The sequence below is a fragment of the Allohoeflea poritis genome (assembly GCF_027889715.1).
GTDB classification, from domain to species: domain Bacteria; phylum Pseudomonadota; class Alphaproteobacteria; order Rhizobiales; family Rhizobiaceae; genus Hoeflea_A; species Hoeflea_A poritis.
Genome location: NZ_JAPJZH010000012.1, coordinates 143,714 through 168,605 on the forward strand (window position 1 = coordinate 143,714; position 24,892 = coordinate 168,605).

The 24,892-nt window shown below is 60.0% G+C and carries 27 protein-coding genes; 12 read left to right on the forward strand and 15 right to left on the reverse strand.

Going from position 1 to position 24,892, the window contains the following annotated elements:
- Nucleotides 1-101 precede the first annotated feature (101 nt).
- Nucleotides 102-1,067, forward strand: a complete 966-nt coding sequence (locus OOZ53_RS18705; protein ID WP_271091224.1) for a nucleoside hydrolase — start codon at nucleotides 102-104, stop codon at nucleotides 1,065-1,067.
- A gap of 6 nt (nucleotides 1,068-1,073) precedes the next feature.
- On the opposite strand, the gene OOZ53_RS18710 is transcribed toward OOZ53_RS18705, so the two are convergent.
- The 3 genes from OOZ53_RS18710 to OOZ53_RS18720 form a co-directional block, all read right to left on the reverse strand.
- Nucleotides 1,074-1,868 (reverse strand): SDR family NAD(P)-dependent oxidoreductase, encoded by a 795-nt coding sequence (locus OOZ53_RS18710; protein WP_271091225.1) that lies wholly within the window; start codon nucleotides 1,866-1,868, stop codon nucleotides 1,074-1,076.
- 1 nt (nucleotide 1,869) lies between these two features.
- On the reverse strand, nucleotides 1,870-2,901 hold the full coding sequence (locus OOZ53_RS18715) for a phosphotransferase family protein (protein WP_271091226.1): 1,032 nt from the start codon (nucleotides 2,899-2,901) through the stop codon (nucleotides 1,870-1,872).
- 72 nt (nucleotides 2,902-2,973) lie between these two features.
- A complete protein-coding gene (locus OOZ53_RS18720) occupies nucleotides 2,974-3,798 on the reverse strand; it encodes an SDR family oxidoreductase (RefSeq protein WP_271091227.1) in 825 nt (274 codons plus the stop codon).
- A gap of 193 nt (nucleotides 3,799-3,991) precedes the next feature.
- Between OOZ53_RS18720 and OOZ53_RS18725 the strand changes: the two genes are divergently transcribed.
- The 3 genes from OOZ53_RS18725 (at nucleotide 3,992) to OOZ53_RS18735 (ending at nucleotide 6,444) form a co-directional block, all read left to right on the forward strand.
- On the forward strand, nucleotides 3,992-5,293 hold the full coding sequence (locus OOZ53_RS18725) for an NAD(P)/FAD-dependent oxidoreductase (protein WP_271091228.1): 1,302 nt from the start codon (nucleotides 3,992-3,994) through the stop codon (nucleotides 5,291-5,293).
- Between the two features lie 253 nt (nucleotides 5,294-5,546).
- A complete protein-coding gene (locus OOZ53_RS18730) occupies nucleotides 5,547-5,972 on the forward strand; it encodes a c-type cytochrome (protein WP_271091229.1) in 426 nt (141 codons plus the stop codon).
- A gap of 10 nt (nucleotides 5,973-5,982) precedes the next feature.
- The gene (locus OOZ53_RS18735) at nucleotides 5,983-6,444 is read left to right on the forward strand and encodes a c-type cytochrome (RefSeq protein ID WP_271091230.1); all 462 of its coding nucleotides are present in this window, start codon (nucleotides 5,983-5,985) and stop codon (nucleotides 6,442-6,444) included.
- A gap of 28 nt (nucleotides 6,445-6,472) precedes the next feature.
- Here the strand turns inward: OOZ53_RS18735 and OOZ53_RS18740 are convergent, their stop codons facing one another.
- Nucleotides 6,473-6,970, reverse strand: a complete 498-nt coding sequence (locus OOZ53_RS18740) for a GNAT family N-acetyltransferase (protein WP_271091231.1) — start codon at nucleotides 6,968-6,970, stop codon at nucleotides 6,473-6,475.
- A 255-nt stretch (nucleotides 6,971-7,225) separates the two neighbouring features.
- Between OOZ53_RS18740 and OOZ53_RS18745 the strand changes: the two genes are divergently transcribed.
- Nucleotides 7,226-8,227, forward strand: a complete 1,002-nt coding sequence (locus tag OOZ53_RS18745; protein WP_271091232.1) for an NAD(P)-dependent alcohol dehydrogenase — start codon at nucleotides 7,226-7,228, stop codon at nucleotides 8,225-8,227.
- 33 nt (nucleotides 8,228-8,260) lie between these two features.
- On the opposite strand, the gene OOZ53_RS18750 is transcribed toward OOZ53_RS18745, so the two are convergent.
- Complete coding sequence (locus tag OOZ53_RS18750) at nucleotides 8,261-9,679, reverse strand: acyltransferase family protein (RefSeq protein WP_333780603.1); 1,419 nt, start codon at nucleotides 9,677-9,679, stop codon at nucleotides 8,261-8,263.
- On the opposite strand from OOZ53_RS18750, the gene OOZ53_RS18755 reads away from it, so the two are divergent.
- Entirely contained in the window at nucleotides 9,564-10,373 is an 810-nt protein-coding gene (locus tag OOZ53_RS18755; RefSeq protein WP_271091234.1) for a LytTR family DNA-binding domain-containing protein, read from the forward strand. The two genes, OOZ53_RS18750 and OOZ53_RS18755, sit on opposite strands and share 116 nt — an antisense overlap.
- A 123-nt stretch (nucleotides 10,374-10,496) precedes the next feature.
- On the opposite strand, the gene OOZ53_RS18760 is transcribed toward OOZ53_RS18755, so the two are convergent.
- Nucleotides 10,497-10,676, reverse strand: a complete 180-nt coding sequence (locus OOZ53_RS18760) for a hypothetical protein (protein WP_271091235.1) — start codon at nucleotides 10,674-10,676, stop codon at nucleotides 10,497-10,499.
- 260 nt (nucleotides 10,677-10,936) lie between these two features.
- Between OOZ53_RS18760 and OOZ53_RS18765 the strand changes: the two genes are divergently transcribed.
- Both OOZ53_RS18765 and OOZ53_RS18770 read left to right on the forward strand, forming a co-directional pair.
- Complete coding sequence (locus tag OOZ53_RS18765; RefSeq protein WP_271091236.1) at nucleotides 10,937-11,770, forward strand: SAM-dependent methyltransferase; 834 nt, start codon at nucleotides 10,937-10,939, stop codon at nucleotides 11,768-11,770.
- 144 nt (nucleotides 11,771-11,914) lie between these two features.
- Nucleotides 11,915-12,748: a class I SAM-dependent methyltransferase gene (locus tag OOZ53_RS18770; protein ID WP_271091237.1), complete on the forward strand. Its 834-nt coding sequence runs from the start codon at nucleotides 11,915-11,917 to the stop codon at nucleotides 12,746-12,748.
- A gap of 96 nt (nucleotides 12,749-12,844) precedes the next feature.
- Here the strand turns inward: OOZ53_RS18770 and OOZ53_RS18775 are convergent, their stop codons facing one another.
- The 3 genes from OOZ53_RS18775 to OOZ53_RS18785 all read right to left on the reverse strand — a co-directional run bounded on the left by OOZ53_RS18775 (nucleotide 12,845) and on the right by OOZ53_RS18785 (nucleotide 14,321).
- Nucleotides 12,845-13,702 carry a sulfurtransferase gene (locus tag OOZ53_RS18775; RefSeq protein ID WP_271091238.1) on the reverse strand — a complete coding sequence of 286 codons (858 nt, stop codon included), beginning with the start codon at nucleotides 13,700-13,702 and terminating at the stop codon, nucleotides 12,845-12,847.
- Between the two features lie 21 nt (nucleotides 13,703-13,723).
- The gene (locus tag OOZ53_RS18780; RefSeq protein WP_271091239.1) at nucleotides 13,724-13,855 is read right to left on the reverse strand and encodes a hypothetical protein; all 132 of its coding nucleotides are present in this window, start codon (nucleotides 13,853-13,855) and stop codon (nucleotides 13,724-13,726) included.
- A 175-nt stretch (nucleotides 13,856-14,030) separates the two neighbouring features.
- Entirely contained in the window at nucleotides 14,031-14,321 is a 291-nt protein-coding gene (locus tag OOZ53_RS18785) for a DUF1330 domain-containing protein (protein WP_271091240.1), read from the reverse strand.
- 109 nt (nucleotides 14,322-14,430) lie between these two features.
- Between OOZ53_RS18785 and OOZ53_RS18790 the strand changes: the two genes are divergently transcribed.
- Nucleotides 14,431-15,105, forward strand: coding sequence for a winged helix-turn-helix transcriptional regulator (locus OOZ53_RS18790; RefSeq protein ID WP_271091241.1), 675 nt, complete (start codon nucleotides 14,431-14,433; stop codon nucleotides 15,103-15,105).
- On the opposite strand, the gene OOZ53_RS18795 is transcribed toward OOZ53_RS18790, so the two are convergent.
- Together OOZ53_RS18795 and OOZ53_RS18800 are read right to left on the reverse strand one after the other, a co-directional pair.
- Nucleotides 15,092-15,982 (reverse strand): MBL fold metallo-hydrolase, encoded by an 891-nt coding sequence (locus OOZ53_RS18795; RefSeq protein WP_271091242.1) that lies wholly within the window; start codon nucleotides 15,980-15,982, stop codon nucleotides 15,092-15,094. The two genes, OOZ53_RS18790 and OOZ53_RS18795, sit on opposite strands and share 14 nt — an antisense overlap.
- 89 nt (nucleotides 15,983-16,071) lie before the next feature.
- Nucleotides 16,072-16,812: a SpoIIAA family protein gene (locus tag OOZ53_RS18800; protein ID WP_271091243.1), complete on the reverse strand. Its 741-nt coding sequence runs from the start codon at nucleotides 16,810-16,812 to the stop codon at nucleotides 16,072-16,074.
- 206 nt (nucleotides 16,813-17,018) lie between these two features.
- Here OOZ53_RS18800 and OOZ53_RS18805 point away from each other — a divergent pair, with 206 nt between their 5' ends.
- Complete coding sequence (locus tag OOZ53_RS18805; RefSeq protein WP_271091244.1) at nucleotides 17,019-17,537, forward strand: hypothetical protein; 519 nt, start codon at nucleotides 17,019-17,021, stop codon at nucleotides 17,535-17,537.
- A gap of 11 nt (nucleotides 17,538-17,548) precedes the next feature.
- Here the strand turns inward: OOZ53_RS18805 and OOZ53_RS18810 are convergent, their stop codons facing one another.
- A complete protein-coding gene (locus OOZ53_RS18810; protein ID WP_271091245.1) occupies nucleotides 17,549-18,793 on the reverse strand; it encodes an MFS transporter in 1,245 nt (414 codons plus the stop codon).
- A gap of 114 nt (nucleotides 18,794-18,907) precedes the next feature.
- Here OOZ53_RS18810 and OOZ53_RS18815 point away from each other — a divergent pair, with 114 nt between their 5' ends.
- On the forward strand, nucleotides 18,908-20,161 hold the full coding sequence (locus OOZ53_RS18815) for an ArsB/NhaD family transporter (protein ID WP_271091246.1): 1,254 nt from the start codon (nucleotides 18,908-18,910) through the stop codon (nucleotides 20,159-20,161).
- A gap of 9 nt (nucleotides 20,162-20,170) precedes the next feature.
- On the opposite strand, the gene OOZ53_RS18820 is transcribed toward OOZ53_RS18815, so the two are convergent.
- Nucleotides 20,171-21,055 (reverse strand): crotonase/enoyl-CoA hydratase family protein, encoded by an 885-nt coding sequence (locus OOZ53_RS18820; protein ID WP_271091247.1) that lies wholly within the window; start codon nucleotides 21,053-21,055, stop codon nucleotides 20,171-20,173.
- 158 nt (nucleotides 21,056-21,213) lie between these two features.
- Here OOZ53_RS18820 and OOZ53_RS18825 point away from each other — a divergent pair, with 158 nt between their 5' ends.
- On the forward strand, nucleotides 21,214-21,837 hold the full coding sequence (locus tag OOZ53_RS18825) for a TetR/AcrR family transcriptional regulator (protein ID WP_271091248.1): 624 nt from the start codon (nucleotides 21,214-21,216) through the stop codon (nucleotides 21,835-21,837).
- 128 nt (nucleotides 21,838-21,965) lie between these two features.
- On the opposite strand, the gene cydB is transcribed toward OOZ53_RS18825, so the two are convergent.
- Both cydB and OOZ53_RS18835 read right to left on the reverse strand, forming a co-directional pair.
- Nucleotides 21,966-22,964: a cytochrome d ubiquinol oxidase subunit II gene (cydB, locus tag OOZ53_RS18830; protein ID WP_271091249.1), complete on the reverse strand. Its 999-nt coding sequence runs from the start codon at nucleotides 22,962-22,964 to the stop codon at nucleotides 21,966-21,968.
- Between the two features lie 2 nt (nucleotides 22,965-22,966).
- A complete protein-coding gene (locus OOZ53_RS18835) occupies nucleotides 22,967-24,376 on the reverse strand; it encodes a cytochrome ubiquinol oxidase subunit I (protein WP_271091250.1) in 1,410 nt (469 codons plus the stop codon).
- Nucleotides 24,377-24,892 lie beyond the last annotated feature (516 nt).

Consider the following 24,892-nt stretch of genomic DNA (forward strand, 5'->3'; position numbering starts at 1 on the left):
TTGCATCGCAAGGCTGTCAGGCAAATTCGCTTGACTTCGCATCGGCAATATACGCACGGTCTGCGTCTCTTCGCACAATCAAAAACAAGAAACGGACGGATATGAAACACAAGATCATCATCGACACGGATCCCGGCATCGACGACACGATGGCCATCGCCTATGCCATCGCCCACCCTGATATCGACCTCGTCGCCCTGACCACCATCTTCGGCAATGTGTCGGTCGACGAGGCAACCGACAACGCGCTCGCCCTGCTCGACTATTTCGGCTACGAGGCCGATGTGGCGCGCGGTGAAAGCCGTCCGCTGGTCATGGAGCCCAAGCCCCACAGCTATTTCGTTCATGGTCAGAACGGACTTGGCGAGATCGAGATTCCCAAATCGTCCAAGACCGCAACCGATCGCGACGCGGCGGATTACCTGATTGAAAAAACGAAGGAAATGCCAGGCGAGATCGATATCTGCGCCGTCGGGCCGCTCACCAATCTGGCCCGTGCGCTGGAGCGCGATCCGATGATCGCGGACCGCGTCAAATCCGTGTGCGTCATGGGCGGCGCGGTCTACAGACCGGGCAATGTCTCGCCTGTCGCGGAAGCCAATATCTGGAACGATCCGCATGCGGCCGAAGAGGTCTTCGCCGCACGTTGGCCGGTCGTTCTTGCACCGCTCGACGTCACGACGAAGGTGGTGCTGTCACCGCATTTCTTCGCGGACCTCGAAGAGGCCGATCCAAGGGTCGGCAAGCTGCTGTCGGACATGGCACGCTTTTATGCCCGCTTCTACCGCAGCCACTCAGGGATCAATGGCTGTATTCCGCACGACGTGATGGCGCTTGCTTATCTGACGATCCCCGGCGTCTACATGCAAAAGCGCGGCGCGCTGGCAACGGTCACCGACGGTCTCGGCATCGGCCAGACGATTTTCAATCCGGCCGGAAAGCCGACTGTCGATCCGGTCTGGGGCGAACGTCCGCAGCACACGGCGCTGCTCGATATCGACGCCGGTTTCTTTGCCGCGCACTATTTCGACACCATCGCCAAGCGGCCCACGGAGATCGGCGACTGAGCGACTTCAATACCCGGTCAGGCCGCCGTCGACATGGATGGTCTGGCCGGTCATGAACGAGTTTTTGGGCGACGAGGCGAAGATGAACGCCTCGACTACTTCCTCGACTTCGGCAAGGCGGCCCATCGGGATGCCGCGCACAAGCTGTTCTTCGGTGACCATCCTGCCGCGCACCTCGACGCCGAGCATCTCGGTCGCCATGGGCGTGCGGGCAAATGAGGGGCACACCGCGTTGATGCGCACGCCAAGCCGCGCATATTCCTGCGCGACCGAACGGGTCAGCCCGACCACCCCGTGCTTGGCGGCCGCGTAAACGGCCAGACCGGAAGCACCGGTAACACCGGCGACCGAGGCGACATTGACGATCGCGCCGCCCATTCCGCTGCTGCGGAATTGTCTCTCCATAATCGGAAGCTGATGCTTGAGGGCATAGAACATGCCGACAAGATCGATATCGAAAATGCGGCGCGCTTCCGCCGAATCCGTTTTCGGCAGCTTGGCGAACGCATCCTGCGCGATACCGGCATTGTTGAGCGCCACGTCGAGCCGGCCGAAACGGTCGACGGCAAGCGCGGCCAGCCGTTCCGACAGGCTTTCGTCGGCTATATCGCCGGCAAGCGACGCGATGTCACAGCCATGGTCATTGCTGATCGCGCCGGCAATAGCGTCAAGCGCCTTCTCGTCATAGTCCGAAAGCACAAGACGGGCGCCCTCGGCGGCATAGCGCCGGGCCGCCGCGCTGCCGAAACCACCCGACGCACCGGTGATCAGGACGGTCGCCCCATCAAAAAGACCAGCCATTTCAACGGCCTCCTCTTACGATTTCCATCGCCATATGCGCCATGATCGGAACGGCTGTACCCATTTCCTTCGCCCGCTGCGGATTGGACGCGTTCCCATCCAGCGCGCGCTTCAAGACACCCTGCAGGATCGCCGCGAGCCGGAAGAACGAGAAGGCCAGGTAGAACGGCCAGTGCTCGATCGCTTCGATGTTCCGCCGCCGGCAATAGGTGGCCACATAGTCCTCTTCGCTCGGCAGACCGAGGGCGGCGCGATCCAGGCCGCCGAGACCGCGAAAACCGGAATCATGCGGCAACCGCCATTGCATACACTGGTAGGCAAGATCCGCCAGCGGATGGCCGAGCGTGGACAGCTCCCAGTCGAGCACAGCGAGGATTTCGGGCCCGTCAGGCGCGAAGATCATATTGTCGAGCCGATAGTCGCCATGCACCAGCGAGACCGCCCCGTCATCGGGCGGCATATTGGCCTCCAGCCAGGAAATCAGCGCATCCATATCACTGATGGTCTGCGTCTCGCTCGCCCGGTACTGCTTCGTCCAGCGGCTGAGTTGGCGCTCGAAATAATTGCCGGGCTTGCCGAAATCCGCCAGCCCCACCGCCGCCGGGTCGACATCGTGCAGGCAAGCCAACGCCGCGTTCATGGCGTCGTAAATCGGCCCGCGCTCGGCCTGATCGCATTCAGACAATTCCGCCTGCCAGAATATCCGCCCCTCGAGATAGTTCATGACGAAGAACATCCGACCGATGGAAGAATCCTCCTGCGAAAGGTAGAGCACGTCCGGCACCGGCACGCCGCTGCCCTTCAGCGCTCCCATCACGCGGAACTCGCGGTCGACCTGATGCGCAGATTTCAGCAGTTCTCCAGGCGGTTTCGCCCGCAGCACATACTTGCCGCTGTCCGCGGCAAGCAGATAGGTCGGGTTTGACTGACCGGTGTTGAATTTCGTCACATCGCGAAGGCCCGCGAAACCGGAAACGCCGCTTTCCAGTTCGGCACCGAGCGATCCGATATCGAGGTCGTTGCTGTTGTTCATGTCGGCAGATCCTCCCGCTGAATGGGAACACGGCCCATGCCTTTGTGACAAGCGGTCGTTTTCAGCCCTTGCCTACTCCAGCGCATGGGCGAAAAGGCCCATGGAGCTATAGACGGAAAGCCCGCCATCAAGCGGCAGTATGGCGCCGGAGATGTAGGAGCCGCCCTTACCGCAAAGATAAAGGGTGGCGCCGGCAATATCGTCCGGCGAGCCGATGCGGCCGAGCGGTACGCCCTTGCCTACCTTGGCGGCCTGCTCGTCCGAAGCCGTCGCGAAGGCCGTCATCTTGCTCTGGAAAGGGCCGGGCGCAAAGGCATTGACCGTGATGCGGCGCCTCGCGAACTCGTTGGCGAGGATCCTTGTCAGGTGATGCACCGCCGCCTTGGAGGCGGAATAGGAATAGGCGCCTTCGGCGACCGGCTGCGTGCCCATGACGGAGCCCAGATTGATGATCCTTGCCGGATCGGCATCGGTGGAGACGGCATCGAGCAGCGGAAGCAATTCCCGGGTCAGCGTGAAAAGGCCGCCGACATTGATGTTCATTACCTTGTGCCAGGCCATGTGCGGAAATGTGTCGAGCGGCTCGCCCCAGGTCACGCCGGCATTGTTGACGAGTATGTGCAGTGCGTCCGTATGCGCCTTCACTTCGGCGACCAGCGCCGCGATCCCCTCCTCGGTTCCGACATCCCCGGCAAAGCCGACAGCCGAGCCCGGCGCGTCCAGCGAATTGAGTTCCTCTGCAACCGCCACGCAGGCATCGCCCTTGCGCGATGCGATGAGCACCGTTGCACCGCCATTGACCAGCGCGGTCGCAACCATCCTGCCGATGCCGGTCGCGCCGCCCGTGACCAGCGCAATCTTTCCCTTCACGGAAAACAGGTTTTCCAGATAATCCAACGCATCCTCCCCGCAGCGCCTTGTCCGTGGCGCTTATTCCAAAACGTACAACATACCGAGTAGTATGTGCCGTCACCGAGGCGCTTGTAAAGCCCTGCGGACAACAATTCGCGTAACGCACCGGGCAAATTCTGTGTTAATCGGCAGGCTGCTCGGGCAATGAGTGCCGCGAACGGAAACCAAAGGAGCGGTGTTGGATCTTCTGCATGCCAATGACAGGCCGGGACAATATCCCGACAGCTACTATGCGGCAACGGCAAACACTGTGGCCGCCCATCCGGCGCTCGACACGGATACCGATTGCGATGTCTGCATTGTCGGCGCCGGATATACCGGCCTGTCCGCCGCCCTGCATTGCGCCGAGCAGGGCCTCGATACCCTGTTGCTCGACGCCCACCGCATCGGCTGGGGCGCATCGGGCCGCAATGGCGGGCAACTCGGCTCCGGGCAGCGGCGCGATCAGGAAGATCTTGAAGAAATGCTGGGCATCGACAAGGCGCGCCGACTTTGGGAACTCGCCGAGGAATCCAAGCAACTGGTGCACGATCTGGTCGAGCGACACCGGATCGAATGCGATTTCCGGCCCGGCATTCTTTACGCCGATCATCGCCAGCGTTTCGTCAAGGGGACAAGAGACTACGTTGAAAAGCTAAGGAACGGTTACGGATACGAGAAGGTGCGTTTCGTCGATCGGGAGGAGATCGGGTCGATCCTTGCGACCAATGCCTATTTCGGCGGCATGCTCGACGAAGGCGCCGGCCATCTGCATCCGCTGAACCTTGCGCTCGGCCTCGGCCGCGCAGCATCCGCTGCAGGTGCCCGCATATTCGAAAAAACCGAGGTCACCGGCATCACGCCCGCAGACCGGGTCAGGATCACCACCGCAAAGGGCACGATCCGGGCGGGCTTTGTCCTGCTCGCGTGCAACGGCTATATCGGCGCGCTCAGCGCCGGCGTCCGCGGCCGCGTCATGCCCATCAACAATTTCATCATCGCCACGCAACCGCTTGACGGCAACGAAGCACGATCACTGATTTCCAACAATGCGGCGGTCGCCGATTCCCGCAATGTCATCAACTATTTCCGCCTCTCGGCCGACAACCGGCTCCTGTTCGGCGGCGGCGAGAATTACGGCTACCGTTTTCCGTCGGACATCCGCGCCTTCGTGCGCCGCTACATGCTGCAGATTTATCCGCAGCTATCGGGCACCGCGATCGACTATGGCTGGGGCGGAACGCTCGGCATCACCGTCAACCGGATGCCGCATCTGGCGCGCCTCGCGCCCAACATTCTGTCGGCATCGGGCTATTCCGGCCACGGCGTCGGCATGGCCACCCTGTGCGGCAAGCTGGCGGCCGAGGCGATCAGCGGAACCGCCGCCCGTTTCGACCTGATGGCCTCCGTGCCGACCCCGCGCTTTCCCGGCGGCGGCGCCCTGCGCACCCCGCTTCTTGCCCTGGCGATGGCCTATTTCGCGCTGAAAGACCGATTGTAGGGGCAGCCAACCGCGAGGAGAATTATTCGCTTGAGTTTCCAGCCACTGGAACCTTTATGGTTCCGGCATGGAGTTTGAAAAATGATGCACGATGTATGGAGCGGCGGTGCCTTCGGAATGGGCATTGGTATGCTGGCGTTGATGGTTCTGATTTTCCTTGCAGGTGTCGCCGTTGGATTTGTGCTCTGCAATTCAAGATGACCGGATTCAAGCGCAGTTCGCCTGTTGAAACGGTGACCTCGGGAGATCGGAATTGAACAGAAACCGACTGATCCTTGTCGCGATCGCAGCCCTCATTATCGGCGGTGTCGCATGGCGACTGTTCGACAAAGCACCTACGAGCGACATTCGGACCGCCGGTGCGCCGATCGTAAGGATCACAGTGCCGGAGTTATCGGCTGAGGCGAAAACCGGCAAAGCGGCATTTGATACATACTGCGCAACCTGCCACGGCAGGGATGCCGCCGGGCAGCAGGGTATCGCCCCGCCGCTGATCCACAAGATCTATGAGCCGGGCCACCACTCGGACGCCTCATTCTTTTTTGCTGCGCAGCAGGGTGTACGTGCGCACCATTGGCCGTTCGGTGACATGCCGGCCGTAGACGGCATATCGGATCAGGAGATCGGCCGGATAATCGTCTATGTCCGCACCCTGCAACGCGCGAACGGAATAAACTGAGGAAATTCGCATGCACCCGATACGAAGCCTTGCCATCGCATTGGCTGTTGTCTCCGTGACCTGCGGCGGTCTTGCTCTGGCGCATTCCGGCGCGACCGGCATCGTCAAGCAGCGCATGGACGCCATGAAGGATATCGCCGCCCAGATGAAGCTGATCGGCGCCATGGTCAAGGCGGAACGGGCCTATGACGCCGCGGCGGCAGCCGCGGCGGCCGACATCATCGTGCAGCACGCCGACGCCATGTTGTCGCTGTTTCCGGAAGGCTCGAACGAACATCCGAGTGAAGCCCTGACGATAATCTGGTCCGACTGGGACGGTTTTTCCCGGTCCGCCCGGGAACTCTCGGCCAGCGCGACGGTGCTTAGCGAAACCGCAGTCGGCACGGCCAGCGCCGCAGACATCACGGCGCCCTTCGCAGCGGTTGGCAAGACCTGCGCCTCCTGCCATGAGGATTACCGCAAACCCAGATGAACGCTTCCCCGGCCTGCCGGAAAACCGGTTACAGCTTCTTGAAATAACGGGCGACGGGCCAGCGATCGTACCCGGCCGCTTCATAGGTGCTGCGCGCCGGCCGGTGTCCTGAATCCCCGCCGGTCTCTACCATCACCATTTCCATGCCCGCGTCACGGATCTGCCGCTCGGCAAAAGCCACGAGCGCTGCGCCGACACCCTGACGCTGGTGGTCGGGATCAACGGCGAGGATGAAGATCTCGCCCATTCTGTCCTCGGGATGAAGACGCAGCCCGACATATCCAAGGACCTTGTCCGCGCCGACCGCAACCCAGGTCTGAACGTCGTCAATATCGAGATAGGCCTCGACATCGGCCTTCTGCCGCGTGTGCCACCCATCCGGATAGAAAGCCTCGTACACATAGGCTTGCACATCGGCCTTCATGTCACGGAAAACCGGCTCCCATGCCCTCATGGACAACGCCAGGAGGGCCGGTTTCATGTCCGCGCTATAGGGTTCGATCTCGATTTCGGATTCGGCATTCATGGCGCAGACGGTCTTCGGACGTGGGTCGGTCGGCCCCGGTCATACCAGCACGGAACGGTTGGCCGCAACAAACCGGTGGTAGTCGAAACCGCCGCCTGATCGCGCCAGACAGGACCGGGCAAACCGCTTGATCCGTACGCGACCCATACGGGCACATGACGCTTGCCGGCTCCCGTCGGCAGGGTATAACGGCCTGACCGAATCCGATCGGCCGCACGGGGAATCATCCACGCCTACCGCAGGAGCAGCACGCCATTGAAAGCCATCACCTATGCGAAATATGGACCGCCGGAGGTTCTGCAACTGGCGGATGTCGAAAAGCCGGCACCGGGCGACGACGAGTTGCTGATCCGCGTTCGCGCCGCCGAAGCGACCAAGGCCGATTGCGAATTGCGCGGCTTCAAATTCTCGGTCAACTGGTTCTGGCTTCCCTTGCGGATTGCCGTTGGCATCACACGGCCGAGGCGGAAGATCCTCGGCGGCTATTTCGCCGGGGAAATTGCAGCCGTCGGAAAGGACGTGACGGGCTTCACCGTCGGCGACGCGGTCTTCGGCTCCGCCGGGTTGCGCATGGGCGCCTATGGCGAATTTGCCGCCCTTCCGTCTAAGTGCACCATTGCAGCAAAGCCGCACAATATGAGCTTCGCCGAAGCCGCCGCCGTTCCGCTGGGCGGCCTTAACGCGCTGCATTTCATGCGCCTGGCAAAGATCAAGGACGGCGACACGGTGCTGATCAACGGGGCCGGCGGCAGCATCGGCGCGCACGCCGTGCAGATCGCCAGGAGCATGGGCGCAGAGGTTACAGCCGTCGACAAGGCGCAAAAGGCAGAGATGCTGGAACGCCTCGGCATCGACCATTTCATCGACTACACGCGGGAGAATTTTGCCCGCATGGGCAAGACCTACGATGTCGTCTTCGACATGGTTCCCCGCAGCTCCTACCGGGCCTGCATGGCGGTTCTCAAGCCAGGCGGGCGCTATTTCACCGGCAATCCGCGCCTTTCGGTCATGCTGCGCACGGTGCTCACCAACCGCTTCACCGACAAGCACGCCAGCTTTGCATTCGCTGGTGAAACGATCGAAGAGCTGGACACACTGAGGCAGATGATCGAGGACGGCAAAATCGTATCGATCGTCGACCGGGTGCTTCCGATGGGCGAAGCGGCAACCGCCCACCGTCTTGTCGAGACCGAGCAGCGCAATGGCGCGATCGTGCTGTCGATTGGCGAACCCGAGGAAACGGAAAACGAGATGTGATGAGGATCGGCTTCGTATGACAAGATACGATGCCTAACGCGGCGCGGGCTTCGAAGGCGTGCCGCCGGCGTCAGCCCTGCCGGAACGCAACTTTGCAAGCACACTGCGCATTGCGGTGGTGAACCTGCTTTTGGAGTACCCGCTCAACACCCAGTCCACCGGGGTCCAGCGCAGGAAAAGCAGATAGATTGCCGCGCATAGCGCAAAGCAGAGCACAATCCCGCCCAGGATTGCCAGGCCCTGTGATGCTCCCAAGGAAACCAACAAGCCGGTCAGGATCACAATCGGATAAAAATGCAGCACATAGACCGGATAGGACAGCAACACCATCCAATCGACGAACGCTGACCGGACTGTCAGAGCATAAAGCGCGAACCCGATCGCGCAAAAACTCCAGCTCAGACTCAAGCAGGCGGTCAGGAAGCTCATCGCCAGTTTCGTGCCGTCCGGGCCAAGCGGCCTTGCCACCCAGATTGCACTGGCGCAGCCTAACAACACCAGGCCTGTAATAAGAAGTGGGATCCAGAGGTTCCGGTCCTTGAACCGGCTCAGCAGACCTTGGTGATGAAACAGACACTGACCCAGCCAGAAGAACACCACATAGGTTGCAAGGGCGGTAAAAGGTTCATCCCAAACCCGGTAAGGAATGATGCTGATCAGTCCCTCGCTGCGGCCGACATAATTGGCGAGCGTGATCGGAAGAACCAGCCAGATCAGCCGGGCTGGATGCGCAGAAAACCACCTGAAGCAATGAAAAATGCCGGTCAGGCGCAGCCAGTGCGCCACAGCCGCCATCAAACTGAACAGAAAGAGAATCCACAGGAACCACAAATAGTCCAGGACACCCCAATCCAGTTTCATAACGAGCGAGAAAAACATTGAAAACAAAGCCATGCCGCTAAGGACACGTAGAAGTCGGTCCCGCAGAAAGGCTCCCGGCCCGCGCTTTTGAAGTACCAGCTCGGTAAAGAACCCACCCAAAAGCATAAAGACGGGCATGCGCCAGACATGAATCCACATGGTGGTTAGCCATATGATCCAATGCGCCTCGGGCACATCATAGGGCGGAGCCGGCACCCAGTCATTTACCCCTGGATTGGTGAAGGGCAAACACGCGTGGATCACCAGTCCCAGAAGCATGGCAACCGCGCGAAGCAGATCCAGCCCGTGCCATCTCGGTGTATTCCGCATTGATAATCTCTCAGTCGGGTCACTGTGTCGGCGAAGAACAGCAATGGTTCTGGCGTCATTCTTATGCTTTGCGCTATAGAAACCGATGACGGATGATTTTCTGGCGGTCCCACCTTCCAGAGGCGACAACAAATACGTGAACCGAATGATTAGAAGCCTGGACGGCAACTCCGTGCAATTCGCGAAGCGTGAACTGCATTCAATTGTGCTTAGCCCCGTTTTCTGGGCACTCACCGTGGCGATCGGGCTGGTTTTGGGCATTGCGGGACCGTTTGAAACCGATGAAGTCATGCGGTTTCTGCCGCGGGTCGTCTATTGGACATTTCTTTCGGGCGTCAGCTTTCTGACATTCGCCAGTCTTTCCGCCCTGACGCAACCGGCACTCACCCGCTTTCTTCCGGTGCCGCTATCCGTTCTGGTCGCCGGGATCATCAGCAGCGTGGCGATCTTTGCCGAAGTCGTCATTTTCAACATGGCGATGTTCAGTTACGACCCCGACTGCGCTTGGTGCTATGGGCGGCTTCTGACCCAGATTATCGCAATCACCGTGATAATATCGTTCACTATCAGAGTGGTTGAGGCACAGATTGAAAATCGAACATCCAGAGTGGGCACGGCGGAGCGCAGCCCTGATATCCTGAAGCGGCTACCGCTCGAAAAACGCGGCAAGCTGATTTCGATCTCGGTTCGCGACCACTATGTCGAAGTCGTCACCGCCGGCGGCACGGAACTGCTTTTCATGCGGCTTAGCGATGCCATCGCCGAGACCGCGCCCATTGAAGGACTGCAGGTACACAGGTCCCACTGGGTGGCCCTAGCTGAAGTGCGCAAGTCGCGCCGACAGCAATCCAGAGGATTTCTGACAATGTCCGATGGCCGCGAGATACCGGTGAGCCGAACCTGTCTGGATGCCGCAATGCAGGCAGGCCTCCTGCCCGATACGCGAAAACGCTGATATCGGCGCGCCGCGCGGTAAAACCGCCTCGTTCGGGTCCAGCCAAGATCAACGCCTCAATGCCAAAAGAGGCAGCGGTACACCACGCCATGGTAGAGCCGCCGCCAAAGATATTGGCAATCCCTATTCGTTCGGTGGAAACGGCGCCGCCTGAATGGTCTTGCAGTCGAAGTCGCCCTTTGCGCCATGGGCCAGCGCTGTTTCCGGATAACGGGACGACAGGCTTTCGTCGGGGCAGCCGGCACGGAAACTGGCCAACATGTCCTTGGCGATACCTGAATGGAGCGGGCCATGATTGTGCATCGGCGGGCGATGATCCGCTGTCCCCGGGCTGCGGAAGATCGAACACACGCAGGCAAATCAAATGAATATGCTGGAGCACCAACGCCGGGCCGGTGAGCAATCAGCGCGTGAACGGTTTCGTTCGTTCGACAATACAAGGGTACGGATTCAAATTTCACGCCCGGTTCGCATCACGGGCGCTGGCTGAATTGCCTCGGCGCATTTGTCTCGCCCGGACGACATCATGGAAACCTGGCGGCAAGAGTGATACTGATGTCTGCATGGACAGATCGGACATCGAAGGCAAAGTCGCCTCGCACTACACGCGTGGTGACGTTACCAAACGGATCCTGACCACTTTGGGGCTGCAAGACGCAGCCGCCGGGTCGGTCCCCATTGAGGCGCTGTTACCGGTCGACCAGTTGCACCATGGCGGTGTCGGTCTGACGGAAAGAATGGCCAGTGTCGCCGGCATCAAATCCGGCATGAGGCTGCTGGACGCCGGCAGCGGAATTGGCGGATCAGCGCGCTTTCTTGCCGGCAGATTTGACTGCGAGGTGGAGGCCATAGACCTCAGCGACGAGTTCGTGCGAACAGCTCAGGACCTTGACAGGATCGTCGGGCTATCGGGCAAAATCCACCATCGCGTCGGTTCGGTTCTCGATATGCCCTACGAAACCGCGTCATTCGATGTGGTCTGGAGCCAGAACGTCACAATGAACGTGGCGGACAAGAAAACGATGTTCGCGGAGGCCTTCCGCGTGCTGCGACCGGGCGGGGTCTATGTGCTGACGCATTTCGGCAGCGGAAACGGTCAAGCAATTGACTATCCGGTGCCATGGGCAATGACCGAGGCCACGAGCTTCGTCACGCCTCCGTCCCAATTGACCCAGTTGCTTTCCGATGCGGGGTTTGGGGACATCGTGGATCATGCAAAGGATGCGCCGCCACCGCCCCCACCGCCGCAGTCGGACGGTCAGCCCGACGACTCACTGGCCATGGGCGACGACATGCCCCAAAGGCGGGCAAACTCGGGTCGCGCGGTGGCCGATGGACGGCTGGTGCCGATGCTTGTGACGGCGGTTCGCCGCGAACGTGGCGGACCGAGCGCCTGAGAAGCAAACGCTGCCGAAAAGAGCGCTGGTCATGCATTCGCGCAAGCAAGCCCGTCAGACGTCCGCCTGACATGGTTTCCGCACGGTGACACGCGTAGCGGCATTCCCGCTGAGCGGCACCATATCGAAAGGAATCGAAGCCAAGTGTATTCAGAGCTGGATGAATTCAATCGTAAGCCCGAACCGTTTTCCCGCTATACGACCGATACGCTTTGGACCGACCCCTGGATCGCGCAACAAATGCTGAAGACGCATCTGGATCAGGGCACTGACCTCGCCTCGCGCAAGAACGCGACCATTGACAGCACGGTGGACTGGTTCGACCGCAAGATCGGCCTGTCGGGCAAGAAGGTCTGCGATCTGGGCTGTGGCCCGGGCCTTTATGCGACCCGAATGGCGGAACGGGGCGCCACGGTCACCGGCGTCGACTTCTCGGCCGTCTCCCTCGCCCATGCGCGATCCGAAGCCGCCGCCGGCAAGCTGGAGATCGAATACCGCCAGGCCGATTACCTGGTCGATGATCTTCCCGGTGAACAGGATCTCGTAAGCCTGATCTATTGCGATTTCTGCACGCTTTCATCCGAGTGGCGAAGCACGCTTCTGAACCGGGTACGGGGAATGCTGAAGCCTGGCGGGACATTCGTTTTCGACGTATTCACCACGCGGCAATTTGCAACGCGGAACGAAGTCATGACCTATGGCCGCCGTCCCATGGGAGACTTCTGGTCCCCGGATGACCATTTCTGTTTCCAGACCACCTTTCTCTACGATTTCGAGAAGATCGCTCTCGACCGGTATCTGATCGTCGGTCCCGAGGGCTGTTTCGAGATCTTCAACTGGCTGCAGTATTTCGATCTCGGGAGCATCTCGAAGGAAGTGCTTGATGCGGGGTTTGAAGTGGAGGAAGCCGTCGATGTCAGGACCGGCGAGCCCTCAACTGCGGAGACGAAAGAACTTGCCATAATTGCCCGCTCGTGAAGCCTGTGCCCACCTCAATTCGGAAGATAAGGTGCAGAGAGCCCCGATTGCCGCATCGAAGGAGGCCTTGCCGGAACAGGCGGGGCACTTGAATTGTTATCGCTCGATAGGCATGCCCACCATGCTTCCCCACTCGGTCCAGGAACCGTCATAGACGCGGACATTTTTGAAGCCGAGCAGTTCGGTCATCGCAAAGCTCGCCAAAGTGGCCCGATGCGCCAGTCGGCAATACGAGATGATCCGCGCTGAGGCATCGCCCACGTGAGCGCCGATCAGTTCTCCGATCTCATTGGCAGATTTGAAAGTCGTATCGGCGTTGAGCAGGGTATCGAAAGGAATATGTATCGCCCCGGGTATCCGCCCGTAACGCTCGGCGCCGACATCGGGTTTGCCCGGAAGGCCGACACGTTGTCCGGAGTACTCCTCGTATGACCGGTGATCGAGGATGAAGCAATTCGGATTGCCGATATTGTCGCGAACGTCCTGGCGGCTGGCGCGGATAGCCTTGTTTCGGCCGGGTGCCGTATACCGTGAAGGGGTCACATCCGGTTCCGCGACGGTGACTGGTCGACCCTCCCTTTGCCACTTCTCCTTGCCGCCGTTCAGGATACGGACATCAGCATGACCGAAAAGTTTGAAGACCCACCACGCGTAGGTCCCGAACTGAACGGGCGCACCGTAAAACACCACCGTTGTGTCATTTCGAATTCCGGCGGCGCCAAGGCGCGTGCAAAATTCCTTGTCGGTCGGAAACTGCCTTTCAAAAGGGTCCCAAAGGGCAGATTTCCAATTCCAGCCGATAGCGCCAGGAATATGGCCCGCTTCATAGTCCTCAAGACCGTCCCAGTCGATTTCGATCAGGCGGACATCGGGATCCGAAATCCTTTCCGCCAGCCATTCTGTTTCGACAAGTGATTGCAAATTCCGAGCTCCGGTGGTCTGTTTGCGGAACAATTGCAGCAGGCTCCACCTTTGTCACGACCTGATTTCGGCGAATGTCTCCTCGTCAATCCAGTCGCGTGCCTTGCTCGCATTGCCCTTCCACTCCGGGATGATTTCCCTCAGCCTTTCCCGATCGAGAACTGGATCAGACAATTCAAGAGGCATCGGGGGCTCCTTCGGCAATGCAAACGGTGTCTTGGTGCACGCCATCGTGCCACACTTCGCGGCTCCCCGCCAATTAGTCGGCTTGGCAATATCGCGGAAAGAATATTTTTTTGCTTACTCCGGCCTATCACCGCCGTTCCCGAAAATTGCGGCCACGCTGATGCGGTGGCTGCCGCTACAACCCCAGATACAGTTGGGCCTGCAAGGTCGAGCCGGCCTGCCGAAGTCGCACCAAAGGCGCGAACCGGTCGGAGTTCCAGAAACCCAGGGCGGCTTCTCGGCTCGGGAATTTCAGCATGAACGCTGCATCCGGCGCAATCTCGTCCCCCTCCAGGGTTTGAGGCGCGCCGCCCTTTACCAGAAACGTTCCGCCATGCGCCTCGATCACCGCCGGAACCTTCGAGAAATATTCATCCATCCAGTCCCGCTTATGGATCGTCATGCGGCCAACGATATATGCGGTCATCCTTTGTCTCCCCATCCTTGTTTGCCCGACAAGAAATAGACCCGCACCACCCCGGCTGATAACATCCGGGATGAAGTAAACCGCTTCAGAAAGTGAAGCATGAGGGTTCATGAGATACGGTCAGTTCTGCCCAATCGCCAAATCACTGGAACTCATCGGCGATCGCTGGACGATCCTCGTTCTGCGCGAGGTGCTGATGGGAGGGCGCCGCTACAACGAGATTCAGCGCGGTCTGGGAGGCATATCCTCCGCGCTTTTGTCCAAGCGTCTCAAATGGCTGGTCGAGTGCGGGCTTTTGGACAGGATGACGAAGCCGGGCACGAATGTGCGCTATTTCCCGACAAAATCCGCGCTTGAATTGCAACCCGTATTGATGGCCCTCGGAAACTGGGGAATGAAATGGACGCAAAGCAATCTGAGCGCCGATGACTATGACGTCGAGTTGCTCATGCTTTACCTGGAACGCAGCATCGACCTTGAAGGACTTCTTGTTCCACGCATTGTCGTCCGCTTTGAATTTGTGGATTTGGCCGAGCAGCGCCTCTGGTGGGTGATCGCCGAACCGGCCTCGGTTGAGATCTGTACGACCAATCCGGAATTCGATGTGGACGTGTTTTTGACAGTGCCGCTGGGTCTCATGACAAACATTTGGCTCGGACATGACAGCTACAGGCGCGCTGAATCGGCCGGGGAGCTGATCCTGCACGGGAACGCGGCCCTGGTTCGGAATATCGAATCCTGGCTTCGGTGCAGTGAATTCAGCCCGCAACCTAAAGTTTGTTGATCGGCACCTTCAGGAAAACATCGCCCTCGGCATCCTTCGGCGGCAGTTTGCCGGCCCGCATATTGACCTGCAGCGACGGGATGATCAGTTTCGGCATGGCGAGCGTCGCATCACGCGCTTCGCGCATTTCAACGAATGTGTTCTCGTCGATCCCGTCGCGTACATGGATATTGTGGGCCCGCTCATCGGCGACGCTTGTTTCCCAGCGGATCTCGCGGCCGTTCGGCCCGTAATCGTGGCACATGAAAAGCCGCGTCTGCGGCGGCAGCTCCAGCACGCGCCGAACCGATCGATAGAGCGTGCGCGCATCCCCGCCCGGAAAATCGGCCCGCGCCGAACCGCCATCGGGCATGAACAGCGTATCGCCGACAAAAGCCGCATCGCCGATCACATGGGTCATGCAGGCCGGCGTGTGGCCGGGCGTGTGCATGACATGAGCCGTCATGGAACCGATCCGGTAGCTGTCGCCTTCGGAAAACAGCCGGTCGAACTGCGAGCCGTCCCGCTCGAACCCGGTGCCTTCGTTGAAGATCTTGCCGAACGTGTCCTGCACGACGGTGACCTGGTCGCCGATGCCGATCTTGCCGCCGAGCCTTTCCTGGATATAAGGCGCCCCGGACAGGTGATCGGCATGGATATGGGTCTCGATCAGCCATTCGAGCACCCAGCCCTCGGCCTTGATCCGTTCGATGATGGCATCCGCGCCATCGAAGGAAAGCCGGCCCGCCGCGTAGTCGATCTCCATCACCGCATCGATCACGGCACAGGCATTCGACGCCGGATCGCGCACGATGTAGGAAATCGTGTTCGAACCTTCGTCGAAGAAGGCAACCACCTGCGGTTCCACGGAAAGGTCGGGCTTGAATGCAAACGTCATGGTGCGATCCTCCCACGCGGCGCAATCGGGCATGAGGCCGGGGCCGCTCTCGTCAATATATTCGATTTTTCCGCTTTTTCGAGCCGCCCTTACGACTTGATCCATTCCTTCGCGCCGTCAAGCGCGCTCATGTCGAAAACGTGCAGCTGCGCCGGGATCAGCGGCCCGAAAATCCTGCAGCCATGACGGATCCAGTCGATATCGGAGACGACGGCCAGCTTCGAGAACGCAGCGATGTGGCCGAGGCCCAGCCAGGCGTCATCCCACAAGGCAGAAGCCGTGGCGCCGTCGAATTCATCGCCGAAGACGGCCAGGATCTTGATCTTGTCATGCGTCTTGAGCTTTTCCTCGACCAGCGGGGTCAGCACATCCTTGTAATCGTGCGACGACAGGGTGCCGGTGACTTCATAGGCGATGACGTCGGCCGGCAGCCCGCCGATCATCTTGATCGCCGAGGCGTCGTCATCAACCGTTTCCGCCCATTCGACCGCCTTGCTCATGTCCTCCTGCGCAAAGTGCCGGACCTTGGCCTTGACGAAATGATCGACCAGCGACGGCATGACCGACAGCGCAGTGCTGTCGCTGACCAGGGCCACCTTCGGCAGGACATTCTGGTGATCGCGAACCAGCTTGAGATGGGCAAAGAGGGCCGCCGCGTTCTTCCAGTGCGGAAGCCCTTCCGCGTTGAGCACGATGCCGGGCGCCCGGTCCGTGCTGTTGATATAGTCGTTGATCGTGCCGGACAGATTTTCGAAATCGGCTTCCGAGAGCATATCGCGGGCTGTCGCGATAATCAGATTGTTTTCCCGGTCGATGCTTGTTTCGATCATGAAATGCCCTCCTGAAGCGCCAATAAAATGTGGCCGCCCCGCCTGGTGCGGCAGCGGCGGGCCATCGAAAAATGGTCGCCTTGACTTCGGCCGGCCGGGTTGATGACCGCCGATACGCTAGCAGAAAAACTGGGACAAAGCATGTTGCCCGTTGTAATTTCCGTCCTGACACGCCCACCGGGAATGGCCAGAAACAGGATGGATCGGTGAACATGAAACCAGGATTTCTACGGCAATACGGGGCGGCAATCCTGTTTGCCGCCGGCTTGACGACCGGCGCGCACGGCGCGGATCTGGACGATCTCGCCGGCTGCTGGGTCACGAAGGAGCCAAGCCCCGTCTCGCGCCTGACGAATGCAGAGGATCCGGCGAGCGCTGCCACCGCGAACACGATGTCCCTGCTGCTCTTCAACCGGATCAGGGACACACGGTATCTGGTCTTCGGCTCGATCTTCGAATGGAGCGAGGAAACCCGGACCGTCAGCGGTCCGGTCTTCAAGAACGGCGCATTCGATCCGCTGACCGGCACGCTGACTTTCGGCTCGCCGGGCGGCGGCCTGGCGCGCGCGCATCTCAGCGAAGACGGAAAGCTGATCTATACCTGGACCGTGTCCTCCCCCGACGCATCGATCATGTCGGTCCGCGAGATGGAACGCATCCCCTGCGAGGACGCCAGACAGCTTTCAGAGGCCCTGATCGAGCGCCGGCGCGTCAATGCCGAATAGTTCACAGACAATCATGTCGGTGCCTGCTCCATGGGAAGCTTCGCATGTCGCCGCACCGCATGCGGTGCGGTTTCCGGCATAAAGATCGCGAATACAAGCGATCCGACAACAGCAACGAAGGCCAGGAACAGGAACCCGGCCGAATAACCGGCCAGTTGCACCACCCATTCCGCGATAAGGTTGCTGCATGACGCACCGATGCCGACGAGCGTTGCAAGCGCGCCCTGCGCGAGATTGAAACGCCCGGTACCAGCCGTAATATCGGCGATAATCAAGAGAAACAGCATTGCAAATATCCCGTTGGCAACGCCGTCGAGTGCTTGCACGGCAACAAGATAGGCCGAGTTGTCCCAGAGCGTGAAAAGGACTCCGCGGATCGGCAATACTGAAAATGCAATCAGGAACAGCGGCTTGCGGCCCCAACTGTCAGCCTTCCAGCCGCAAAACAATGCCATGGCGGTCATCATGACTTGCGCGGCGACGATGCAGGCGGATGTAAAGGCGATTCCATGCGCCGCATCGCCGTTCAAAGCAAGTTTTTGTCCGACCAGCGGAAGCATCGCCGCATTGGCGAAATGAAACAGTACGACGCATATGGCAAACACCAGCAACCGTCTGTCCTCGATCAATGTTGCGAAGCCTGAAGGCTTTGTACGGTCCGGCCTATTGTCACCTTCCTCGTCCAGCCCGCGCGCCACATCGTGATCGATCTCGTCCGGCCGCAACATCGCGACGCAAACAAGCATGCCCGTGGCCATCGCGGCCACCAGCCAGAATACGCCGAGACTGGAGACCCAAAGCGCCAGCCCGGCCGCCACAACAGCGGCGACGACGTTGCCGGCATGGTTTACCGCCTGGTTGGCGCTCGTCTGTGCTGTGAAATTCTCCCGGCCAACAATGCCCAGCGTCAGGGCGGCGATGCTCGGCCCCATGAAAGCCATCGCGGCGCCGAGGGCGATTTGCGCCGCGTAAATCGCGATGGCGGAATTGAAAAAGATGATGGAAACCGTGCCCGCCGCGATCGTGACGATGCACACGGCCAGAATGCCGCGTTTGGCACGCGTGACGTCAATAATCGCGCCTGCGGGTGTCTGCGCCAGGACCGTGGCGATCCCGCCGAGCGCCAGAGCAACGCCGATTTGCCCGGGAGACCAGTGCAACGTCGTCAGCAGGTAGATGGCAAGATAAGGGCCGAGCCCGGCCGACACGTCGCCGGCAAAAAAATTGATCCCAAGAAGTGGCCGGTGCAATCTCACGCGAAAATCCCGATGCCCGACGTCGCCCGCATCAGAAAACACGCCCGGAATTAACAAACAATTATCGGATTGAACGCTACAGGTAAGAGGGGCGCAATTTTCGGGTATTTCCTTATGACCGTGAGCCTTGCGGTTGCGATTGCGATCTTCTTCCTCATTTCAATTCGCCAATGGCTGCCGCCTGCGGTCCGTATCTGGCAGATCATGCTGGTGGGCGCCGTTGTTCTGTTGCTGACCGGCCGGATTGCACCTTCTGATGCCCTCGAGGCCATAGACTGGAACGTCATCGGCTATCTTTTCGGTGTGTTCTCCATTGCATCCGCGCTTTACGATTCCGGCTTTCCGCACACTGTCAGCGAAAAAATCGCCGGCTCCGGCGCATCGCTCGCGCGTGCGCTGTTCCTGTTTATGCTGATAGTCAGCATCGTTTCGGTTGTCCTCACAAACGACGCCGGCGCGGTGATCGGCACGCCGATCGCCCTTGCGCTGGCAATCGCATACCGCATCCGCCCGGCCGTGCCGCTGGTCGCACTGTGCGTTATCGTCACGGTTGCCAGCATGATGTCCCCGGTGGGCAATCCACAGAACATCCTCATCGTCGCCGACGGACACTTCGCCAATCCAATCGGGACCTTCGCGCTTTGGCTGACCGTACCAACCATTTTGTCCCTTGCATTTGCCTATTTCTGGCTGCTGCGGTGCCTGAAACGCGAGAACGAGACCGAAGAGGGCAATGGAGATCTGCCGGCCCCGACGAGACGCCTGGCATGGCCCGCCTATCTGAGCGCCGGCCTTCTGGCGGTGCTTGTCATCGGCGACAGCCTCCTGCAGGGGCGCATTCCCGCACTGGACATCCCGCTCGGCTATCTCAGTCTGATCGCCTGCCTGCCGGTCTACATGTTTTCGCCGCATCGCATCAGCCTGTTGCGCGCACTGGACTGGCCCACGCTGATTTTCTTTCTCGCCATGTTTGTCGTCACCGGCGCGGTCCTGCAGTCGGGAGCCCTTCAGACGCTGCTCGGGTCATGGCGCGCGCGTCTTGACGATCCGGTGGTGATCACAGCGATCGGTTTCTGGGCCAGCCAGCTGTTCTCAAACGTGCCGGTGGTCGAGATCTATCTCAATCTGCTGTCCGCGAGCGAACAGCGAACGCTGATGCTCCTGTCCGCAATGAGCACGCTGGCAGGCAATTTGTTCATCATCAGCGCCGCGAGCAATGTGATCGTCGTCCAGCAGGCCGAGCGATATGGAGCGACGCCGTTCAGCTTCTGGCAATTCACGGGCCTCGTCATTCCGGTCACGGTCGTGTCCATTGCGGTCAGCTATGCCTGGGTCGTCTGGATCATGCCTGCACCCGGCACGGGTTGAGGGGCCGATTTACACAGGTAGGGTGCTGCGCCTGCGCGGCTGCTCTTCGACCGGTGCCTGGCTGTAGTCGCCGAACGGCCGGTCGCGCATGGTTACGGCACGCTTGACGCCTTCGGCCTTCGCGACCCGCACGAAGTCCCGGCCCTCCGGTGTATTGCGCATGATGCCGTCGAGAATCGGACCCAGCGTCTGCGTGCTCTGCAGACCCATATTGTCGTAGGCCTGGTTGACGATGAGCTTCATCGAGATCAGCTGGGTAAGCGGAATATGGGCGAGTTTCTCGGCAAGCTTCCGGACCCGATCGTCAAGTTCCTCGAGCGGGCAGGAAAAATTGATCAGCTCGATCTCGGCCGCTTCCTTGCCGCTGATCCAGTCGCCGGTCAGCGCATAATATTTCGCCTTGGCCAGGCCCAGCCGGTAAACCCACATGCCGGAAAGGTGGCAGCCCCAGACCCGCGAATAGGGCGTACCGATGCGCGCATCGTCCGAGGCGACGACAAGGTCGGCGCACAGCGCCATTTCCGAACCGCCGCCGACACAGTAACCGTGGATCTTGGCGATAACCGGTTTCAGCCCGCGCCACAGCCCCATGAACTGGTTGAGATAGGTCTTGTATTGATTGACGACGAGATTGACGTCGAGGCCCGGATCATAGTCCTCCTCGACGATCTCGTCATAGTGCTGCAGCCCGTCGGAGAAATCGAAACCGCCGCAAAAACTGTCGCCCGCGCCTTCGAGGATGATGACCTTGACGGCGTTGTCCGTATTGGCTTCGCGCAATGCCGCATCCAGTTCCTCAAGCAGTTCCGGGCGGATGGTGTTGTATTTTTCGGGCCGGTTGAGCGTGATCGTGGCGATGGCGCCGTTCTTCGCATATTTCACCGTGTCTGGCATTTCGATATCTCCTTACCGATTGGTAAGTAAATGTTAATCCGAACTCTGAAGGCAAGTCAATATCTTTGAAAGATCGGCCATAATAGGCTGATATTGTGTAAGAATGTGTACGATCTGACCTGTATTGTGGTAATGTGATGACTTACCAATCGTCATAGATGAGCGACAAAGCTATGCAGGAAAACACGCGGGACAAATTGCTCGATGCAGCCGGACGGCACTTTGCCGAACGCGGATTCTACGGTGCCAGCATCGCTCAGATCGCCGATGAGCTGGGAATCACCAAACAGGCGCTGCTTTATCATTTCAAGAGAAAGGAAGACCTCTACGCGGAAGTCCTCAGCGGGATTTCGGAAAGGCTGCTGCGGTACGTGAAGATGGCGAACTACGCCAATGACGACCCGCAGCAGCAGCTCGAGCACATTGTTCTCAACCTCTACTATTCAGCCGTCGACAATCCGCGCGACAGCCGCATTCTCATGCGCGAACTCCTCGACAACCAGGCGCGGGCCGACACGGCAAGAAACTGGTATCTCGTGCCCTTCCTCGACGGGCTCGGCTCCATCGTCAGGAACATTCCGGGCATGGCGACCGTCGGCGATTCACGGATCTTCTGCTTCGTCTACCAACTGCTCGGCAGCATCGAATATTTCGTTGTTTCAAGGACAACCCTGGAGCGCATGTACGGAACCGAGCGCTACGAAATGGTTCGCGATTATTTTCCCCTGGAACTGCAGAATAGCATCCGCCGGTTCGTCGCAACGGACCGGCAAGCCGGCTGACTACCCAGCAAAAAACAACGACCGCAGCATGTAGCCGATGACCGCAATGGCCAGCACACCGCCGCACCAAAGCAGGACAAACCACGTCAGCCGGCTCCAGATCGGCCGTTTCGGTTCAGGCGTGTGCATCAATGATGATAGCCGCCGTGCCGGACCTTGCCGCGAAAGATCCAGTAGGCCGCCGCCGTATAGGCAAGGATCAGCGGCACGAGGACGACCGCGCCGACCAGCAAAAAGCCGAGGCTCTTGTCCGGGGCGGCGGCCTGCTGAAGGGTGATGGCCGTGGGTACGATGTCCGGCCAGACCGAGATGCCGAGGCCGATATAGCAGAGCAGGAACAGGACCTCCGTCGCCAGGAACGCGCGCAGCGCCCAGCCCTGCTTCAACGCCTGCCAGATGGTCAGAACGGTCAGCGCGACCAGAACCGGAACCGGGACCGCGTAGATCATGGTCGGGAAGGTGAACCAGCGCACCCAATACCGCTCGTTTAGCAGAGGGGTCCACAGGCTGACGACAACGATGAACGCCACGGTCGCGGCGGCCAACGGAATGATGAAACTCTGCGCCCGTTCATGCAGCGCGCCTTCCGTCTTGAGGTTGATCCAGCCGGCGCCGAGCATCGCATAGCCGAAGACGAGCGCCAGGCCCGTGGTGACGGAAAACGGGCTGAGCCAGTCCCACCAGCCGCCGGCATAGGCGCGCCCTTCGACCTCGATGCCCTGCAACCAGGCGCCGAGCGCAATGCCCTGCATGAAGGCAGCGACGAGCGAACCGCCGAAAAAGGCACGTTCCCAGAACCATTTGTGACCGCCGGAATGCACCCGGAATTCGAACGCGACGCCCCTGAATATGAGCGCCAGGAGCATGACGATCAGCGGCACGTAAAGCGCCGGGAAAATCACCGCGTAGGCAAGCGGGAACACGGCGAAAAGGCCGCCGCCGCCAAGGATCAGCCAAGTTTCGTTGCCGTCCCACACGGGCGCGATCGCCCCGATCGCCGTATCGCGCTCCGCTTCGTCGCGCAGCAGCGGAAAAAGGATGCCGACGCCAAGATCGAAACCGTCCAGCGCCACATAGACGAAGACGGCGATGGCGATGACGAAGCCCCAAATCAATGCGAGATCCATCTCTACGCCCCCCTGCCCGGTATCAGCAGCCGAAGGATCTGCACCGCACGCGCGCCGCCCTGGTCGAGCAACCCGCGGGTCTGCGGTTCGGGACTGTCGGGCGGCACTTTCGCCAAGAGGCGTACCGTGTAGTAGGTGCCGAGGCCGAATATGAAGAGATAGACGACGACAATCACCGCCAGCGATGTGGCAACGGCCGGCGCGGCGACGGGCGAAGCCGATTCCGCTGTCCGTAGCAGCCCGTAGACCGTATAAGGCTGGCGACCGACCTCGGTCGTCACCCAGCCGCTGAGGACGGCGATATAGCCGGTCGGTCCGAGCAGCAGCGCGAACCGCGCCAGCCAGGGGCTGTCATAAAGGCGTCCGCGATAGCGCTGCACCAGGCTCCACACGCCCAGGCCCAGGAACAGAAGCCCGAGGCCGACCATGATGCGAAACGACCAGAAGACAATATGCACATTGGGCCAGTCCTCGCGCGGGAATGCGTCGAGACCGGTAATTTCCGCGGTGAAATCATGCGTCAGGATGAACGAGCCGAGATAGGGAATGGAAATGGCATAGTCCATTTTTCCGGCTTCGACATCCGGCCAGCCCACCACGTAGAACGGCGCCGCCGCCTGCGTTTCGAAATGGCCTTCCAGCGCGGCGATCTTGGCGGGCTGGTGCTTGTAGGTGTTCAGCCCGTGCTGGTCGCCCGCCAGGATTTGAAGCGGCGCGAAAATGGCGATGAACCACATGGCCATGGAGAACATCACCCGGGCCGTCTGGTTCTGGCGCTCACGCAAGAGGTGATAGGCGCCGGCGGCGCCGACCACCAGCGCGGTCGTCAGATATGCGGCGAACACCATATGGACGAAGCGGTAGGGAAACGAGGGATTGAAGACAACCTTCAGCCAGTCCTCCGGAACGAACTGCCCGGCCTCGTTCATGCCATAGCCGGCCGGTGTCTGCATCCAACTGTTGACGCTGAGGATCCAGAAGGCCGACATCAGCGTACCGGCCGCCACCAGGAAGGTGGCGATGAAGTGCAGCGTGGGGCCGACCTTGTCGCGTCCGAACAGCATGACGCCCAGAAACCCCGCCTCGATGAAAAAGGCCGTCATGACCTCGTAGCCGATCAGCGGTCCCAGCACCGGTCCGGTCTTGTCGCTGAAAACGCTCCAGTTGGTGCCGAATTCGTAGCTCATCATCAGGCCGGACACGACGCCCATGCCGAAGATCACGGCGAAAGGTTTGATCCAGTAGTCGAAGAGCGTCAGGTAAACCTCTTCGCGCGTTCTCAGCCAGCGCCACTGCACGAAGGCCAGAAAACTGGCGAGCCCGATCGAAGTGGCGGGAAAGATGATGTGGAAGGACACCGTGAAGGCGAATTGAATGCGGGCAAGAAGGACCGGATCCATCGATTCAAGCATCGCAGACACTCCGCATTATCCAAAGCACATTGCCGGTCATTATCGCCAATCCCCGGCCCGATTCAATCGCCAAGCGTGTATTGTGATCGGACGTGCAATTTTGCCGCACGCGCTTCGGTAGGCCCGGTTCGGGAATTGTTCTAGAGCGAGTTATGATTAGGTTGACGCATTTGACCGCGGCGATTTTGGTCTCTGGCGAGGCGGGTTGCGCGCCGTGGTGTCACCCCACCACAAGCGCGAGCCAACAACGCCAGGGGGCAAAATCGCCCGGCCCATTTACCGTTGTTATCCAATGGCTTCTTCCTTTCCAGGGTGGGGGAAATCGGCCCATCGGCGTTATTGCGCCGCTTGCCCGATGCGCTGCATCGCGCTGCACGACGCGCCTAGCCGAATGAACCGATTTTCCACCATCAAATGCATCAACCTAATCATAACTCGCTCTAGGTCTAATCGACATTCAGGATTCATTTTTGGTTTGATGTGTGATTCATGGGTATCCAGATTCGATTGTCTGGA

What these genes read in the sequence shown, in the direction of transcription:
- OOZ53_RS18705 (WP_271091224.1), top strand. Translation starts at nt 102, where the DNA reads ATGAAACACAAGATCATCATCGACACGGATCCCGGCATCGACGACACG.
- OOZ53_RS18710 (WP_271091225.1), bottom strand. Translation starts at nt 1,868, where the DNA reads ATGGCTGGTCTTTTTGATGGGGCGACCGTCCTGATCACCGGTGCGTCG.
- OOZ53_RS18715 (WP_271091226.1), bottom strand. Translation starts at nt 2,901, where the DNA reads ATGAACAACAGCAACGACCTCGATATCGGATCGCTCGGTGCCGAACTG.
- OOZ53_RS18735 (WP_271091230.1), top strand. Translation starts at nt 5,983, where the DNA reads ATGCACCCGATACGAAGCCTTGCCATCGCATTGGCTGTTGTCTCCGTG.
- OOZ53_RS18740 (WP_271091231.1), bottom strand. Translation starts at nt 6,970, where the DNA reads ATGAATGCCGAATCCGAAATCGAGATCGAACCCTATAGCGCGGACATG.
- OOZ53_RS18755 (WP_271091234.1), top strand. Translation starts at nt 9,564, where the DNA reads ATGATTAGAAGCCTGGACGGCAACTCCGTGCAATTCGCGAAGCGTGAA.
- OOZ53_RS18750 (WP_333780603.1), bottom strand. Translation starts at nt 9,679, where the DNA reads ATGCCCAAAACCAGCCCGATCGCCACGGTGAGTGCCCAGAAAACGGGG.
- OOZ53_RS18760 (WP_271091235.1), bottom strand. Translation starts at nt 10,676, where the DNA reads ATGCACAATCATGGCCCGCTCCATTCAGGTATCGCCAAGGACATGTTG.
- OOZ53_RS18765 (WP_271091236.1), top strand. Translation starts at nt 10,937, where the DNA reads ATGGACAGATCGGACATCGAAGGCAAAGTCGCCTCGCACTACACGCGT.
- OOZ53_RS18780 (WP_271091239.1), bottom strand. Translation starts at nt 13,855, where the DNA reads ATGCCTCTTGAATTGTCTGATCCAGTTCTCGATCGGGAAAGGCTGAGG.
- OOZ53_RS18785 (WP_271091240.1), bottom strand. Translation starts at nt 14,321, where the DNA reads ATGACCGCATATATCGTTGGCCGCATGACGATCCATAAGCGGGACTGG.
- OOZ53_RS18790 (WP_271091241.1), top strand. Translation starts at nt 14,431, where the DNA reads ATGAGATACGGTCAGTTCTGCCCAATCGCCAAATCACTGGAACTCATC.
- OOZ53_RS18795 (WP_271091242.1), bottom strand. Translation starts at nt 15,982, where the DNA reads ATGACGTTTGCATTCAAGCCCGACCTTTCCGTGGAACCGCAGGTGGTT.
- OOZ53_RS18800 (WP_271091243.1), bottom strand. Translation starts at nt 16,812, where the DNA reads ATGATCGAAACAAGCATCGACCGGGAAAACAATCTGATTATCGCGACA.
- OOZ53_RS18815 (WP_271091246.1), top strand. Translation starts at nt 18,908, where the DNA reads ATGACCGTGAGCCTTGCGGTTGCGATTGCGATCTTCTTCCTCATTTCA.
- OOZ53_RS18820 (WP_271091247.1), bottom strand. Translation starts at nt 21,055, where the DNA reads ATGCCAGACACGGTGAAATATGCGAAGAACGGCGCCATCGCCACGATC.
- OOZ53_RS18825 (WP_271091248.1), top strand. Translation starts at nt 21,214, where the DNA reads ATGAGCGACAAAGCTATGCAGGAAAACACGCGGGACAAATTGCTCGAT.
- cydB (WP_271091249.1), bottom strand. Translation starts at nt 22,964, where the DNA reads ATGGATCTCGCATTGATTTGGGGCTTCGTCATCGCCATCGCCGTCTTC.
- OOZ53_RS18835 (WP_271091250.1), bottom strand. Translation starts at nt 24,376, where the DNA reads ATGCTTGAATCGATGGATCCGGTCCTTCTTGCCCGCATTCAATTCGCC.